Here is a 15,421-nt window from a genome sequence, read left to right as displayed (position 1 = left end):
AATAGATGGCTAAATCAAAAAAGCAACTGGAAGCGCGCTCAACTGGTACTATTCCAAAAACACTTACTGGTATTTCCGGCCTCGATGAGATTACATTAGGCGGGTTACCCTCTGGAAGACCTACACTCGTTTGTGGTGAGGCTGGTTCTGGCAAAACACTTTTTTCCATAGAGTTCATTGTAAAAGGAGCCATGGAGTACGGTGAACCAGGAGTATTTATGGCTTTTGAGGAAAAGGCCGAAGAACTTAAAGCGAACGTAGCATCACTTGGATTTGATCTGGAACAGTTAGAAAAGGACAAGAAGATAAGGTTGGATTACGTGCATATTGACCGCTCAGAAATTGAGGAGACTGGAGAGTATGACCTGGAGGGACTTTTTATCAGGCTTGGCTATGCAATTGACAGTATAGGCGCAAAAAGAGTAGCGCTTGATACCATCGAGAACCTTTTCGCGGGGCTAAATAATACGGCAGTGCTGCGGGCAGAGATCAGGAGGCTTTTTCAGTTTCTAAAATCGAAAGGCGTTACGGCAGTCATAACAGGTGAACGTGGCGGAAGCGGACTTACCCGTCAGGGCCTTGAAGAGTACGTGTCAGACTGTGTTATTTTACTTGATCACAGGATTATCAACCAAATCTCTACCAGGAGGCTTAGGGTTGTAAAATACCGTGGATCGGTCCATGGAACCAATGAATATCCCTTTCTGATCGACGATGAGGGCATCTCAGTGCTTCCTGTTACCTCTCTGCAGCTGAATCATGAGGTTTCTACAAAAAGCCTGTCCTCAGGTATTGCTTCGCTGGACAAAATGCTGGGAAATTCTGGCTTTTATAAAGGGAGCAGTATTCTGGTTTCAGGCACGGCCGGCACGGGCAAGACCAGTATAGCGGCCACATTTGCCAATGCGGCCTGCCTGCGGGGAGAGAAATGCCTTTTCTTTGCTTTCGAAGAATCCCCAAAACAGATCATCAGAAATATGCGTTCTATAGGCATAGACCTTCAAAAACACCTTAAGGAAGGATCTCTTGAGTTTTACGCCTCACGCCCTACCTTGTACGGACTGGAAATGCATCTGGTGGCGATCCATAAAGCGATCAAAAAGTCCAAGCCATCTGTTGTTGTGCTTGATCCGATTACCAACCTGATCACGATAGGATCGGTTAGCGATGTGAAAACCATGCTCGTGCGCCTGATCGATTTTCTACAGGCTGAACAGATTACGGTAATGTTTACAGCCCTTACCCTTAATAATATAGTCAACGAACAGACCGATGAAGGGGTTTCCTCGCTTGTTGATGCCTGGCTTTTGATCCGCGATATTGAGAGCAATGGTGAACGGAACCGAGGATTGTATATCATGAAATCCAGGGGGATGAAACATTCCAACCAGATACGCGAATTTGTGATTACAGATAAGGGACTGGATCTGGTGGATGTATACCTTACCGAGGATGGCGTGCTTACCGGTTCGGCGCGGGAGGCAAGGATGCTTATGGAACAGACTGGTGAGGTCATCCATGCCCAGGCTGTCAGCCGCAAGGACCGTGAACTCGAACGCAAACGGAAAATTTTAGAATCAAAGATCGAAAGTCTAAGATCTGAATATGAATCAGCAGAAGAGGAACTTAATAAAGTTTATGTTGAGGAGGCTTTAAAAAAACAGATCATGGGCGAGACGATAAGCAAAATTGCCGGTCTGCGCAGGGGAGATAATGGCGGGGAAGAAAAAAATGTAAACAAAAACAAATAAATAGTGGGGAAAGCATATGAACTCCGGCTGTATGTTGCCGGGAAAACAAGTAAATCGGTAGCTGCGCTTGAAAACCTGAAAAAGCTCTGCGAGGAGCATCTGAAAGGTAAGTATAGCATTGAGGTGATCGATCTTTTGGAAAAACCACAGCTGGCTGAGGGTGATCAGATATTTGCCATTCCGACACTGGTAAAAAAAGTGCCTGAACCAGTCCGCAAAATTATTGGTGACCTTTCAAATGAGGAAAAGGTTCTGGTTGGACTGGATATACGTGCAAAGATTAAAAATTAGTTATGCAGACAGGAAACCCGGATCATCCAGATAGTACCCAAAGCGCTGATTTTTTTTCGCTTAGGCTTTTTATTGCAGGTGCATCACCGGTTTCCGCAAGGGCAGTTGTCAACATCCGCGCAATATGTGAGGAATTTATTGCAGGCAGGTACGAGCTGGATATTATTGATGCACATCAGCAGCCCTTGTTAGTGCAGCAGGATGATGTGACGGCCATTCCGATGTTGATCAAAAAATCGCCAATTCCTATCAAGAAGTTGATCGGGGACTGCTCCGACAGAGAGAAAGTATTGAAAGGTTTGGGGATCAGTTATTAAGTTATGCAGAAGTCAAGTGAACATATCAAGCTCGAGCGGGCCTATGAAGAACTTCGTATTCAGCTCGAGGAAGCCAACGATATTATCCATGCGATCCGCTCTGGAGAAGTTGATGCCCTGATTGTAAATGGTCAGGATGGTCATCAGCTTTTTACGCTTAAGAGTGCTGATCATACCTACAGGATCTTTATCGAACAGATGACCGAAAGCGCACTTACACTCGATGAATCATACAGGATACTGTATTGCAACTCACAACTCGCAAGGCTTTTGGGGCTACCTTTAGAAAAAGTTATCGGTTTAAATTTTTTGGCATTTTTTTCAACAGAAGATCAGGCCTTTGTCAAAGAAACGATCGATGGAGCGTGGGAAGTGGACACCAGGGCAGAAGTCGATATCATCAACAGCTCCGGGACTTCCTTGCCGGTTCAACTCTCTCTAAAGGCGCTTAACCTTGATGAAGGTACTTCACTAAGCGTCATTATTACTGATTTGAGCGAGCTGAAGAAAAACCAGTTGCTTTTGGAAACCAGGAACAGGGAACTTGAAGCGGCACGAAAAAATGCAGATGAACTCAACGAAAATCTTGAAAATACAGTTAGGCTAAGGACACAGGAGCTCGAGACTATCAATGAAAAACTCGCAGCAGTCAATGATCTTCAGAAAGAAGTCAACGGTCAGCTTAAAGATGCACTCGATGCACTTAGGGAGAGTGAAGATAACCTACAGTCGGCCTTCGATGCCGCCGAGCTGGGCAGTTGTAACCTGGATATTAAAACAGGACGGGTTGAAGTATCAGAGCGGTTCAGGAAACTCTGTGGCCTGCCATTGGAGGGGGAAATCAACTGGCCTATGGTGTTGAGCAGTGTTGACAGTGAATATCTGTCAGCGCTCCAGGAGGTCCTTCAGGATTGTATCAATCTTGGAAAGCCGCTTGATTACACCTATCCCATCAGGCATCTTATTTCCGGTGATAACCGTTGGATGAGGATAGTAGGCAAGTTTAAAAAAAGCAGTTATGGCGATTTTGATAGCTTTTATGCCGTGCTGATGGATGTGACAGATCAGAAAAGGGATGAACAACGGAAGAACGATTTTATTGCGATGGTTAGTCACGAACTCAAAACACCGCTTACTTCCATGAAAGGGTATATTCAGGTGATGCAGCTGAAAGCCAGAGGTACCTTGAACGGCTTTCCAGATAAGGCCCTCCACGGCGCTGAGCGTCAGATCAATAAAATGACAGGCATGATCAATGGTTTTCTCAGCCTCTCGCGTTTGGAGTCGGGAAAAATGCTGATGGATTTTCAGCCCATAGAAATGTCTGTCCTGCTTAAGGAAGTGGTGGAGGAATATATTGCAACGGTAAACAACCATAATATAAAGTTTGTATTTCAGCCAGGTTTTTTTGTTAACGCAGACAGGGACAAACTTGGACATGTGGTTAATAATCTGATCAGCAATGCGGTGAAATATTCGCCGGTTGATAGTGAAATAACTATTGACAGTTATCTTGAGGACGGTACAGCCGTGTTCCGCATAATGGATCATGGGATGGGAATAGATGAAAACGATATCCCAAAACTATTCGAACGGTTTTACCGGGTAGAAAACAATCGGATGAGTACTGTTGCCGGTTTTGGAATAGGACTTTATCTATCTGCCGAGATTATACAGAGACATGGCGGAAAAATATGGGCAGAAAGCCAGTTAAAAAAGGGCTCGGTTTTTTATTTCAGTTTACCATTAATTAACCCTGAAAAACGCTTTTAGTGCGAAAGCAGGCGGATTTACCTTCCGTTCTCACACATTGCATTAACTGGTTAATTGGCCGGGTGTTAGAACTCTATTCCAGCTTAGAGGGGGCAATGCATTGATCTTTCAGTTGCCATCAGCTCTTTTTTAAGTCTATTGATTCGAAGTCGTGATAAAAAAAATGCCGCATATAGCGGCATTTTTTTATTGGATTTCGATCTGCCTGGCGACAGCCCTGGCTTCCTCTTTTTTAGGAAGTTCAAGTTTCAGAATCCCATCGTTATAGCTTGCACTGATCTTTTCAACGTCAGCACTTTCAGGAAGTGTGAAAGATCTTGTGAAGGCCGAATAACTATACTCTTTTCTGTTATAGGTTCTTCCTTCGCTGAGATTTTCGTTTTTTGTTTCAGTTGAGATAGTAAGCATGTCCCGCTCTACCGAAACGCGGAAATCATCTTTTTTAAGTCCGGGTGCAGCAAGCTCAATGTGATAGTGGTCGGCTGACTCCGAGATATTTACAGCTGGAACGCTGCTTAAACGGCGGTCGGTAAAAAAAGTGTCGCCGAGTACTGATTCAAAAATGTCATTAAAGCCTGGCAATAATGAGCTGTTCTTTTTTTCCGGATTGAATTTAACCAATGTCATAGTGTTTTCTCCTTTACAATTTTTAATAATAAATGGACTATAAATCAATTAATTTTCTCTGGACGCTGATTGTCCCATTTTGACTGATCAACTGCTATGCCAGTGGTGAAAATAAAGTAATTATAGCTGTCGAACTGAAAAATTTTCATTTTTTCTGAAATTTTTTCAGTTCACGGGACTGAAATTTTTTCATTGTATTGTATGAAGTTCTCTTTTAGTCAGGCTGCCTAAAAGACCTGATAGCGCCTGACATAAATGCTGAGCAACAGTATCAGATTGTTGGTTTGTAATGTTTATATTTTCAAAAATGCCCACTGCTGATTACGACCACCACTATAAGACCATTGAATAGCTGTGCCACCATTGTTGAGTGACGATCCATTGATATCCAAAGCCTTTCCGCTATTTACATTAATGATTCTATAAAATCCATTTGTGGTAATCTGAATTGACCATTTTTGATTTGCACCACCACTGTAATCCCATAAAGTTGCCTGGCCGCCATCAGCAGTGCTCCAGCCATTAATTTCTAAACACTTTCCGGTGGCATGCATTGGTGTTAGCCTGTAATATCCACCTCCTGCATCTTCCACTTTGAATTGTTGGTTTGCCCCCGCTACATAAGCCCACTGCTGAGCGGGTGTTTGATTGGCAGTACCCCATCCTCCAATTTCCAATGCCTTAAAGCTGTATCTGTTTACAATCTGGTAAACTTGTCCCACCTGAATGGTTGAGCTTGTGTTATTTTGCGCTCCCTGCACCACTGCGGCAAGACCTTGCTGATCAGCAACTCCGTTTGTCTGCCTGTCAATGATTCTGAATGCATTGTTTCCACTTGATCCATCATCGAAATAAAATGGAAGTAAGCCATTTAAGAGTGCCTGGTGGGTGACATGGTTTATATAGTATGCTCTGCTGGCCAGATGGAGTGTCAACGCATCTCCAGAAAGCGTTGTCGACCGCCGGATTGCGCCATATTCTCCCAATATAACCGGAATGCCCTTGTCAATATACTTGGTCTTCATCAGCGAAAAATCTGCTCCGGCATTTGATTCCTCGCCAAAGGTAGCATTCCGTGAAGCGTCAGTAGTGGAATGATATCCATCACCCCAATAATAAAACATATTGCCCCAACTTACGTCCTGCGTGAGACCGGCAAAATTAAAAGGAGTATAATGGTGTACTTCAACCATCAGGCGATTGGCTGCAGGATCGGTGGGTAGGGTATTCATTAAATTATTGGTGTATTCAATGTTGGTTGTGGGCCCCTGGATAACCAACACCCTATAACTATTTCGGCCACCAGTTGATCTGACCGCATTTACAAAGGTTTGATGATAGGAAAGCAGAACGCCCATTCCGGTAGCATCTGATACCGCAGGTTCGTTAGCACTGGCAAACATAACATGCTCGTCAAAATCACGCATCTGTGTGGCAATCTGCTCCCAAAAAGCTTTTTGCATGGCGTTAACCGCGGCCTGTTGGGCTGTGGTACAGTTGTTCTCCAGCCAGCCTCCGTCCCAATGGATATTTAATATTACATACAGCCCATCGTTAACACAGTATTGCACAACCTGCTTTACCCTGTTCAGCCATGATTGCTGAAGTTGTGCGGTAGCACTGTTGGCCATGTATTGGTTCCATGAGCAAGGGATCCGAACGGCAGTAAAACCGCTTCTTTTCACCTGATCGATAAGTGCCTGGCTAACCATAGGATTGCCCCAGTTTGTTTCGCCGCCAATTGCCTCAAGTGTATTGCCTATATTCCAGCCCAGTTTGAATTTTGCCGAGAGCTGCATTGCAGTGCTGTTTACCCCTGATTGGTCGGGTGGAAGAGGTGATACATTATAACTTGGATAACTGGTTGCGGTTAACGCCCTGGCAGTTGTTTTATTAGTCGTATCCGATTCTGGAACGGTAACTTCCGGCTTTTGACATCTTGTTACTAAAAGGAACAGGAAGATGCCCATAAAATATTTTAAGGTTCTCATATTGTTATAGATGATTTGGTTAGTGAACTGTATTGATATTTGATCCAATAACAGCTAATAATAGGTTAAACGACTAGCTTTTTACAGATAGTTTTTTTATTGAGCGGATTGGAAACCATCGGTGCAGGTAATGCGCTTTGCCTTCCTTTTTTATTAAGTTAATACAGGAAAGTGGTTTGTTACCATCGGTTGATGTTGTATTTTTTCTGTTTCCGATTGTTTGTACACTGACGGGCCATGCACTTCTCGGCATTAGCCGGAGCCGCAGTCTTGTTGGTTCTAACAGCCTTGTTAGATTGATAATTTTCATGCTCATAATTGTTTTTGGTTAGATGTGGTTATTATTAGTAGGCTGAAGCTGATAAACCTGCAATGGATGGTAATACTGATTCGAACCAGCAGCACGCTGATTATAAAATTAAGAACGGTCCATCGGTTTATAGGATCTGCATACTAACAATTAAAAGTAGCGATAGGTAATCTGTACAAAGGGCATATATGTTACTAAATAGGTAACAAATGTTGCCCGTTAATTTTGGAGTTTTATAGGCTAGGGTTGCTTATAATTATCCGTTAAAAACGTAAATGGTTTTAGGGGATTTATGTGACTTAAGTTAACAGAATCATTTCCGGATAAAGCTTAAAAGTGATAAAATGTTACATAAGGGAGAGATGTTTTTATAAAGCAGAATTCTCTTGTTTTTTAGTTATTTATCTGTTTTTCAGTGTTTAAAGATGTTTTATTCAGCTTTCTAATCAAAATGCTACCGATAGCCATGTAACAAAAATATCCTTCTTTGTATCATTTGAGGCATTCGTCAATTTGACTTGAAACTATATTTGAATATTCAAAGCCAATAATTAATGGCAAGCAATTAGGGTCAGTGTTAGGGAAGAATAAACTCTTATGTCTCGTTGTTCCTGGAGATGCCGTTAATTAAGGGCGAAACAAACCAAAATAAACCAAATATGAACCAAACAATTTCTATTCGGAAATTACCGGCTTTTTTGCTGGTGGTAATTTTCTTAGTGCTTCTGCACTTAAAAAGCTATGCTCAGGAGAGGCAGATTACAGGAAAGATCGTAGGGAGCGATAATCCCGCACCCTTGCGCGGAGCGACTGTGCTGCTCAAGGCTAAGAACACGGCTGTATCAACAAATGAACAGGGACAGTATTCTATAAGGGCAAATACTGGAGATGTACTTGTTTTCAAAATGATCGGTTTTCAATCACAGGAAATAATGATAGGTGATGGTAGCATCATCAATGTTATTTTAAGGATCGAATCTACAAAACTAGATGAAGTTGTTGTAATTGGCTATGGTGATAAGGCCAGGAGTGATCTTACGGGATCTATATCTTCGATTTCTGGCAAAGAACTCCTTAGAACACAGCCTACTACTGTTGATCAGGCACTGCAGGGAAAAGTTCCCGGCGTTGTAGTACAGCAGATTTCGGGCCAGCCCGGTGGTGGTGTCTCGGTTCAGATCCGTGGACTCTCAGGCTTTAGCAATAACCCTCCCTTATATGTAGTAGATGGTCTTCAGATCTTGCCTTCAACAGGTGATAAGGGTACAAATCCATTATCCAGCATCAATCCCTCAGAAATCGCTTCAATAGATATTTTGAAGGATGCATCCGCTACAGCTATTTATGGCGCACAGGCAACCAACGGTGTGGTTATCATCACTACCAAGCGGGGGATTTCTGGTCCACCGGTAATCAGTTATGATGGATATGCCGGTGCTCAGGCATTGCCCAAATACTATGATGTGATGAACCTCAGGGAATATGCAACCTTTATGAATGAAAAGGCCGCGATTATTGGTTATGATCTCAGACCGCAGTTTGCAAATCCGGCATACCTTGGTGTGGGAACGGATTGGCAAAAAGCCTTATTCAGGACCGCGCTGATGCAGAATCATAATGTGGCTCTTACAGGAGGCGATGCCAGAACAAAATATTATCTCTCAGGAACTTATTTTTCTCAGGACGGAATTGCTTTGGGATCGGATTTCAGAAGGATCTCAAGCCGCTTAAACCTGGATAACAAAACAACCGATTGGTTAAAAATGGGGGTGAGCCTGCAATTGGCAAATGTAAAAGAAAATGTAACTACTTCTCAATCAGGCGTAATCAGGCAGGCGTTAAATCAAACGCCGGATGTAAATGTGGTAAATCCAGATGGTACCTGGGGTGGCAATGATCCCAATATTTATGGCGCTACGGGAACCAATCCATTTGCTTTGGCAAAAATTGTAAAAGACCTTAAAAACCGCTACGAGTTATTCGGAAATGCTTATGCTGAAGTTCAGTTTACTAAAGGACTTACACTACGCAATGAGATATCAGGGAATTTTACGACGGCTACCGAAGATCAGTTTGATCCTATTTATACCATGGGCGCTTACTCCAAGACTTCTAATTCGGCAACTTATTTTAGCGGAAAAAATACATTTTATTCCCTTACCAATTACCTAACCTACTCACATTCTTTTGCCAGCAAATATAACCTGAATGCAATGGTTGGGCACGAGTCTAAGCTGTGGGATTATGAAAACGTATCGGCAAAGAGAACAAATTTTCCCAGCAATAATGTACAGGCCATAAATGGTGGTGATGCCACAACGGCAACCAACTCTGGTGATAAAGGGCAAACAGCTGGAGAGTCCTATTTCGGTCGTATTGATTTTAAATACGATGATAAGTATAATATTACGCTTAACGTCCGTAATGATGGGTCATCCAAATTTGCAGCTAATAACAGATGGGTAACCACTTATTCTGGTGCATTCGCCTGGAAACTTAAACAGGAAAAATTTCTTAAAGACGTAAAAGCGATCGATGATCTGAAACTTAGGATAGGATATGGTTTGCAGAATAACCAAAATATTCGTGATTATGCCTACGGTTCAACTTTAACTACTGTAGCAACATCATTATCGGGTAATTCGCAGTTGATCGCTACCAGTGGCAATCCCGATGTAAAATGGGAAACAACAAAAGGATATAATACCGGTCTGGATGTAAGTATACTGAACAGAAGGGTCGACTTTTCGATAGATGCGTATTATAAAAGAACGGATAACTTATTGTTAAGCCTCACCTTACCATTATATTCAGGTATGGTTGATGCTACAGGCTATGCCCCGGGATCGATCCAGTCACCTTATATCAATATCGGTTCTGTGAGCAATAAAGGGATTGAATTTTCTGTAACCAGCCATAATATTAAATCTAAAAACTTCAACTGGAGAAGTAATCTGACATTTTCCCGTAACAACAATAAAATCCTCACTTTAAATACCGATGCTGCTGCACTATATGGTTATGCAGGCAGTACAGCAATTACCAAATCAACGGTGGGCCGATCGATTGGCGAATATTATGGTTATGAAGCGCTGGGTACCTATAAAAATGCAGAAGATTTTAAAAAGTATCCTGCCTTGCCGCAAAAAGGAGGTCTTCCAATACCAATTACCAATGGTTCGGGAGGCGTATGGGTAGGTGATGTTATATTTAAGGATCAAAATAACGATGGCGTGATCGATGAAAGCGACCAGGTTTATTTAGGTTCGCCAATTCCGAAATTCCAGTTTGGAATAAACAACAGCTTTAATTATAAAAACTTCGACCTGAATATTTTTATGGCCGGCAATTACGGCAATAAACTTTATAATCAGGTAAGGGTAGATGCCGAAAACCCGAATCAGAATTTTGGATACTTTAGAAATGTGGGAGATTTTGCCCGCATAGGGTTAATTAATCCTGCCGGTTCTGCTACTGATATCAACAACGTATATATTACCAATCCCGAAACCAGTATCACCAGAATCAGTCAGTCCAGCGGTAACGACAACCAACGTTTTTCGAGCAAATATATCGAAGATGGTTCTTTTATAAGGTGCAAAAGCATTACACTGGGATATAATTTTAAAGAGAGTCTTTTATCTAAAATCCACCTGAAAAACTTGCGCCTCTATGCCCAGGTAACCAACGTGTTTACAATTACAAAATATAAAGGTTACGATCCTGAGATAGGTTCATGGAATCCCTTAGCAGCAGGTGTAGATAATGGATATTATGCGCAGCCACGTGTGTTTACTATTGGTGCCAACATCTCTATTTTAAACAACTAAGACCAAAATTATGAAACATATTAAATTATACATACTCACTTTATTCGCCGCTGCCATAATAATAAGCGGCTGTAAAAAAGATTTTCTGGATAGAGCGCCCTTGTCGCAAATAACAACAGATAATTTTTATAAGAGCTCTTCAGACTTAAGGCTTGTCACAGCTGCCCTTTATGCGCAGCCATGGTCTGATTGGAATAATTTTCCATTACTTGGCATTGGCGATATTCTGAGCGGCAATATGCTGCAGCCCTATAATGCCGACCTTGCCCAGTTAACTTCCTTTGCGGTAACCAGCAATAACGGACAAATTGGAACATCCTGGCGCTGTTTTTATAAAATAGTAGCACACTGTAACACCAATATTAAGGCTATCAATACCAAAGCAGCAGATAGCATACCGCTGAAAAACAAAAACGGTGCCCTTGGCGAGCTAAAATTTTTGCGTGCCACGGCATATTTTCATCTGGCGCAGTTGTGGGGGGCAGTGCCTATAATAGAAGATAATGATAAACTGATCAAAGAACCGCTATTGCCCCGTCATCGCCTTGCCGACGTTTATCGTTTTATCGTTAACGATCTTCGTTTTGCAGCTACTGCTTTACCAACACGCGATCAGGCAGGCCGCGTAACTACCTGGTCTGCGCAGGGTATGCTGGCTAAGGTATACCTAACCAAAGCTGGTTTAGGAGGGAGCAGAAGTCAATCAGACCTTGACAGTGCTGCATTTTATGCCAAAAATGTGATCAATACCAGTGGTTTAACGCTATTACCAAGTTATTACAATCTTTTCAGGACACAATTTAACGATAATTCAGAATCGCTCTTTGCTTTCCAGTGGGCACCCGGTGTAGGTTATGGAAATGGTAATGCGATCCAAACCCAGTTTGCACCCAGCGGGAGCGTAGTTCCTCCCGGCGGTGGATGGGGTGGAGCAATAGGTCCCACATTTGATTTGGATAGTTTGTACACGCCTCAGGATTCCATACGTAGGAAAGCTACTTTCATGCTTACGGGTGATCATTACCCAGAGCTGAATGCCGCAGGTGGAGGCTATACGGCCACATCTTGCAGTGTTAAAAAACACATTGTTGGCACAGCCGTCGATAATAATGCACCAACGATGGACATCTGGTCTTCTACCGAACATAATACGGTTTTACGTCTGGCAGATGTTTACCTGGTATATGTGGAGGCGCTACTGGGCACCAATAGTTCAACTTCAGATGCCGAAGCCTTAAGGGTTTTCAACATGATCAGAAAAAGGGCTGGCGTTGATCCTGTAACAACAATCACAGCGGAGACGCTTAGAAATGAAAGAAGGATTGAACTGGCATTTGAAGGGCAGTACTGGTTTGATCTAGTCCGTCTTTCCTATTATAATCCACAAGGAGCAATTACACTGCTAAGCAACCAGATTTCAAAAAATACAAGGGTGCAATTCACCTATGATCCGGCTACGGGAAAGAAAACCAGAAATACCAGTGGTATCGTAATCACGCCGCCAACCATAGCCACATTTACGCTACCTATCCCTGCAACAGAGATAACCGCCGATCCTAAACTGTTGGATCCACCGGTAGCATACTATTAATTAACAGCACTAATTATTAATTGAGATTAATATGAAAAAATTATTGAACAGGGCTAATAGCCATTTGTTACTTGTTTTAATTGCCATAATCTTTTTTATACAACAGGGTTGTAAAAAAGAAACATCATCCTCTTCTTCCGGTTCGCCGGAAATTACCGGGATACGGAATTATGTTGCCAGTCCGGGCGACTCGCTGATCACTAGGGTAGGTACCGGAAAATGGATTGTAATTACCGGGAAAAATTTAAGAGGTGCGCTTCAGATATATTTTAATGGTGTTAAAGGCTCTTTTAACGATTCCTGGTTTTCTGATACCAGTGCAATTGTGTTAATGCCTGCAGTAATTGCATTTCCTACAGTTGAACCATCGCAGCTTAATACGATACGTTATGTAACCACCCACGGAGAAACAACTTTTTCATTTCCGATAGTAGCCCCGGCGCCAACCATAACCGGTATATCAAATGAGAGCGCTAACCCTGGAGATTCTGTACGGATAAATGGATTGAATTTCTTTTTTATCAAGCGCGTAAACTACGCTGGCCAAGATGTAACGGCTTTTACCGGATCTAACGATGGCACATCCATTAGTCTGGTAGTACCTGCCGGCCTTACAAATGGCGGAATCGTTACGGTTGTGACCAAAGCAGGAGAGGCCAAAACTTTTTATAATGTTCATGATTATGCCACTGGGATGTTAAATAATTATGATGATGTAAATACTTTGGCTTGGGGCTCTGATGTTTCAAACAGTGCTGTAAATTACCCTGGACATACTGGTAATTATGGTGTGATGAAAGCATCAAAGGTTCCTGCGGGGAATGGAAGCTGGTGGGAAGGCGGGCGTTCGATGAATACAAATTCTGTACAGTGGGTTCCAACTGCAAATTTGTCTGATTCGCTAAGTCACTATGCGCTTAAATTTGAAATAGCAGTAAATAAACCATGGGTTAATGGTACGCTCCAGGTTGTGAAGGATTTCGCATTTAATTATGCTGCAGTTTATAGACCGTGGAAGAACGTTAATGGCTCAAGTACGCCCTTCAAAACCAATGGTTGGCAAACCGTCGCCATTCCGCTGTCAAACTTTCTAAATAATGGATTACCAGCCTCAAACTTAACAGCGCTTGTTGGTGCTCAAGGAAATGGAGCCATTAATTTTACTTTCATTAATGACGGCACAACAATGGTCGAGAACTTTGAAGCAGCTGTAGATAACATCAGAGTGGTAAGAATCAAATAAAACAAATTACAGGCCTGTAATTTCACAAGCCTGTAATTTGCTTCCTTAGCATTTTTAATAAGAAAAATCATCTATCATTTTAGAACATAAGTAAATAATGAATCATTTTAGAAGTAAAAAAAATAAAAGACAATTAGCTATTTTAGTATTGCTGTCACTTACTCTTTTTACTGCATTTTGCAAAAAGAAGGAGGACGTGCAGCCGCAACTTAGTATCTCTTTATCGGAAGTTGCTTTTCAGCCCGATGGAGGCATCTCCAATATAACGGTTACCAGCAATGGTAAATGGAATACTAAAAATCCTGCCGATCTTTGGTTGCAGATCAGCCAGACTGCAGGAAGTGAAGGAAATACCGAATTAAAGTTAACCGCAATGCCTAACCTTACAGGCGTTACCCGTTCTGCGGTAATGGTGGTTAACTCAGATAACGGACAGGCCCGAAGAGTTACGGTATCGCAAACGAGCACACTATATCCTTCCTACAATACATCGCCCAAAGCCCCTGATCAAACAGGGATGAATAGCACAGCCGTGCAATTGGCAGCCAAAATGAAATTAGGGTGGAACATTGGAAATACCATGGAATCTCCAGGAAGCGAAAGTGGATGGGGTAATCCGCAGATTACTGAGTCTTATGTGAAATTTGTAAAACAAACAGGTTTTAATGCCATAAGAATTCCTTGTTCCTGGGATTGGAAACATTTGAGTGACCGATCAAAAGCTACCATTGACCCTGCGTGGCTTAACCGCGTTAAAGAGGTGGTTAAATATTGTGTTGATAATGACATGTACGTGCTGCTTAATATCCATTGGGATGGTGGCTGGCTGGAAAAGAATGTTAATGCAGCTAAAAAAGATTCCGTTAATGCAAAGCAAAAAGCATATTGGGAGCAGATTGCTACAACCATGAGAGATTTCGACGAGCACCTGATGTTTGCCAGCGCCAACGAACCTGAGGTAGAAAATGCAGAACAGATGGCCATACTCAATGGTTATCACCAAACATTTATCAATGCAGTTCGCGCTACCGGTGGTAGAAACAGTTACCGGGTGCTGGTTGTTCAGGGGCCTAGTACCAATGAGGATAAATCTAACACTTTAATGAATAGCTTACCTACAGATCAAGTTCCTAATCGCTTAATGGTAGAAGTGCACAATTATACGCCTTCGCAATTTACAATACTCGACAATGATGCAAATTGGGGCAAAATGTTCTATTACTGGGGAACAGGCTACCACTCTACCATTGAGCCTGACCGTAATGCCACCTGGGCTGAGGAGGGCGAACATATTAGGTCCTTTGGTCTGATGAAAGCCAAATTTATAGATAAAGGAATTCCAGTGATACTGGGTGAGTACGGTGCTTATAAAAGGGGAGGTACTAATAACGTTCCTTTAGATTTGGCTAAACACAATGCTTCCGTTGATTATTGGAATAACTATGTAACCAAACAGGCTATTCAATTTGGCCTTAAGCCTTTCTTTTGGGATACCGGTGGTGCTTTAGACCGTAGAAACAATGCTGTGCTTGATCAAGGTACCATAAATGCCCTTGTTACAGCCGGTAAGTAGAAAACAGTAATATTACACTATAAAATTAAACCCAAACATAAATGTTCGTTGCCTGATCAATTACTGTTTAGTAAAATATAAACTTTCTGGAGATAAGGAAGCGCTACTATTGATGGAAATCAGG

10 protein-coding genes are annotated in these 15,421 nt (G+C 42.2%); 8 read left to right on the top strand and 2 right to left on the bottom strand.

The window, feature by feature from the left end:
• Positions 1-5 precede the first annotated feature (5 nt).
• From kaiC to ASU31_RS15280, 4 genes are read left to right on the top strand one after another with little or no spacing between them, the layout of a single operon-like run.
• Positions 6-1,751: a circadian clock protein KaiC gene (kaiC, locus tag ASU31_RS15295; protein WP_057933159.1), complete on the top strand. Its 1,746-nt coding sequence runs from the start codon at positions 6-8 to the stop codon at positions 1,749-1,751.
• Positions 1,752-1,754: 3 nt separating this feature from the next.
• On the top strand, positions 1,755-2,042 hold the full coding sequence (gene kaiB, locus ASU31_RS15290) for a circadian clock protein KaiB (RefSeq protein ID WP_209435000.1): 288 nt from the start codon (positions 1,755-1,757) through the stop codon (positions 2,040-2,042).
• 2 nt (positions 2,043-2,044) lie between these two features.
• Positions 2,045-2,359, top strand: a complete 315-nt coding sequence (locus ASU31_RS15285; RefSeq protein WP_057933157.1) for a circadian clock KaiB family protein — start codon at positions 2,045-2,047, stop codon at positions 2,357-2,359.
• 3 nt (positions 2,360-2,362) lie between these two features.
• Complete coding sequence (locus ASU31_RS15280) at positions 2,363-4,132, top strand: PAS domain-containing sensor histidine kinase (protein WP_057933156.1); 1,770 nt, start codon at positions 2,363-2,365, stop codon at positions 4,130-4,132.
• 186 nt (positions 4,133-4,318) lie between these two features.
• Here the strand turns inward: ASU31_RS15280 and ASU31_RS15275 are convergent, their stop codons facing one another.
• Together ASU31_RS15275 and ASU31_RS15270 are read right to left on the bottom strand one after the other, a co-directional pair.
• A complete protein-coding gene (locus ASU31_RS15275) occupies positions 4,319-4,759 on the bottom strand; it encodes an Hsp20/alpha crystallin family protein (protein ID WP_057933155.1) in 441 nt (146 codons plus the stop codon).
• Between the two features lie 293 nt (positions 4,760-5,052).
• A complete protein-coding gene (locus ASU31_RS15270; RefSeq protein ID WP_167346192.1) occupies positions 5,053-6,750 on the bottom strand; it encodes a cellulase family glycosylhydrolase in 1,698 nt (565 codons plus the stop codon).
• Between the two features lie 969 nt (positions 6,751-7,719).
• On the opposite strand from ASU31_RS15270, the gene ASU31_RS15260 reads away from it, so the two are divergent.
• The 4 genes from ASU31_RS15260 (at position 7,720) to ASU31_RS15245 (ending at position 15,297) form a co-directional block, all read left to right on the top strand.
• Complete coding sequence (locus ASU31_RS15260) at positions 7,720-10,890, top strand: SusC/RagA family TonB-linked outer membrane protein (RefSeq protein ID WP_057933189.1); 3,171 nt, start codon at positions 7,720-7,722, stop codon at positions 10,888-10,890.
• Positions 10,891-10,900: 10 nt separating this feature from the next.
• Positions 10,901-12,481 carry a RagB/SusD family nutrient uptake outer membrane protein gene (locus ASU31_RS15255; protein ID WP_057933153.1) on the top strand — a complete coding sequence of 527 codons (1,581 nt, stop codon included), beginning with the start codon at positions 10,901-10,903 and terminating at the stop codon, positions 12,479-12,481.
• A 31-nt stretch (positions 12,482-12,512) separates the two neighbouring features.
• On the top strand, positions 12,513-13,724 hold the full coding sequence (locus tag ASU31_RS15250; RefSeq protein ID WP_057933152.1) for a glycan-binding surface protein: 1,212 nt from the start codon (positions 12,513-12,515) through the stop codon (positions 13,722-13,724).
• Positions 13,725-13,920: 196 nt separating this feature from the next.
• Positions 13,921-15,297 carry a cellulase family glycosylhydrolase gene (locus ASU31_RS15245; RefSeq protein WP_245224547.1) on the top strand — a complete coding sequence of 459 codons (1,377 nt, stop codon included), beginning with the start codon at positions 13,921-13,923 and terminating at the stop codon, positions 15,295-15,297.
• Positions 15,298-15,421 lie beyond the last annotated feature (124 nt).

The sequence above is a fragment of the Pedobacter ginsenosidimutans genome, from assembly GCF_001442625.1.
Classification (GTDB): domain Bacteria; phylum Bacteroidota; class Bacteroidia; order Sphingobacteriales; family Sphingobacteriaceae; genus Pedobacter; species Pedobacter ginsenosidimutans.
Note: the sequence above shows the minus strand (reverse complement) of the source record. Positions and strands in the feature narration are given on the sequence as shown.

Bases quoted from the DNA above. Each gene is read 5' to 3' on its own strand.
- ASU31_RS15270 (WP_167346192.1), bottom strand. From the start codon at position 6,750: ATGAGAACCTTAAAATATTTTATGGGCATCTTCCTGTTCCTTTTAGTA.
- ASU31_RS15255 (WP_057933153.1), top strand. From the start codon at position 10,901: ATGAAACATATTAAATTATACATACTCACTTTATTCGCCGCTGCCATA.
- ASU31_RS15275 (WP_057933155.1), bottom strand. From the start codon at position 4,759: ATGACATTGGTTAAATTCAATCCGGAAAAAAAGAACAGCTCATTATTG.
- ASU31_RS15285 (WP_057933157.1), top strand. From the start codon at position 2,045: ATGCAGACAGGAAACCCGGATCATCCAGATAGTACCCAAAGCGCTGAT.
- ASU31_RS15250 (WP_057933152.1), top strand. From the start codon at position 12,513: ATGAAAAAATTATTGAACAGGGCTAATAGCCATTTGTTACTTGTTTTA.
- ASU31_RS15280 (WP_057933156.1), top strand. From the start codon at position 2,363: ATGCAGAAGTCAAGTGAACATATCAAGCTCGAGCGGGCCTATGAAGAA.
- kaiC (WP_057933159.1), top strand. From the start codon at position 6: ATGGCTAAATCAAAAAAGCAACTGGAAGCGCGCTCAACTGGTACTATT.
- ASU31_RS15260 (WP_057933189.1), top strand. From the start codon at position 7,720: ATGAACCAAACAATTTCTATTCGGAAATTACCGGCTTTTTTGCTGGTG.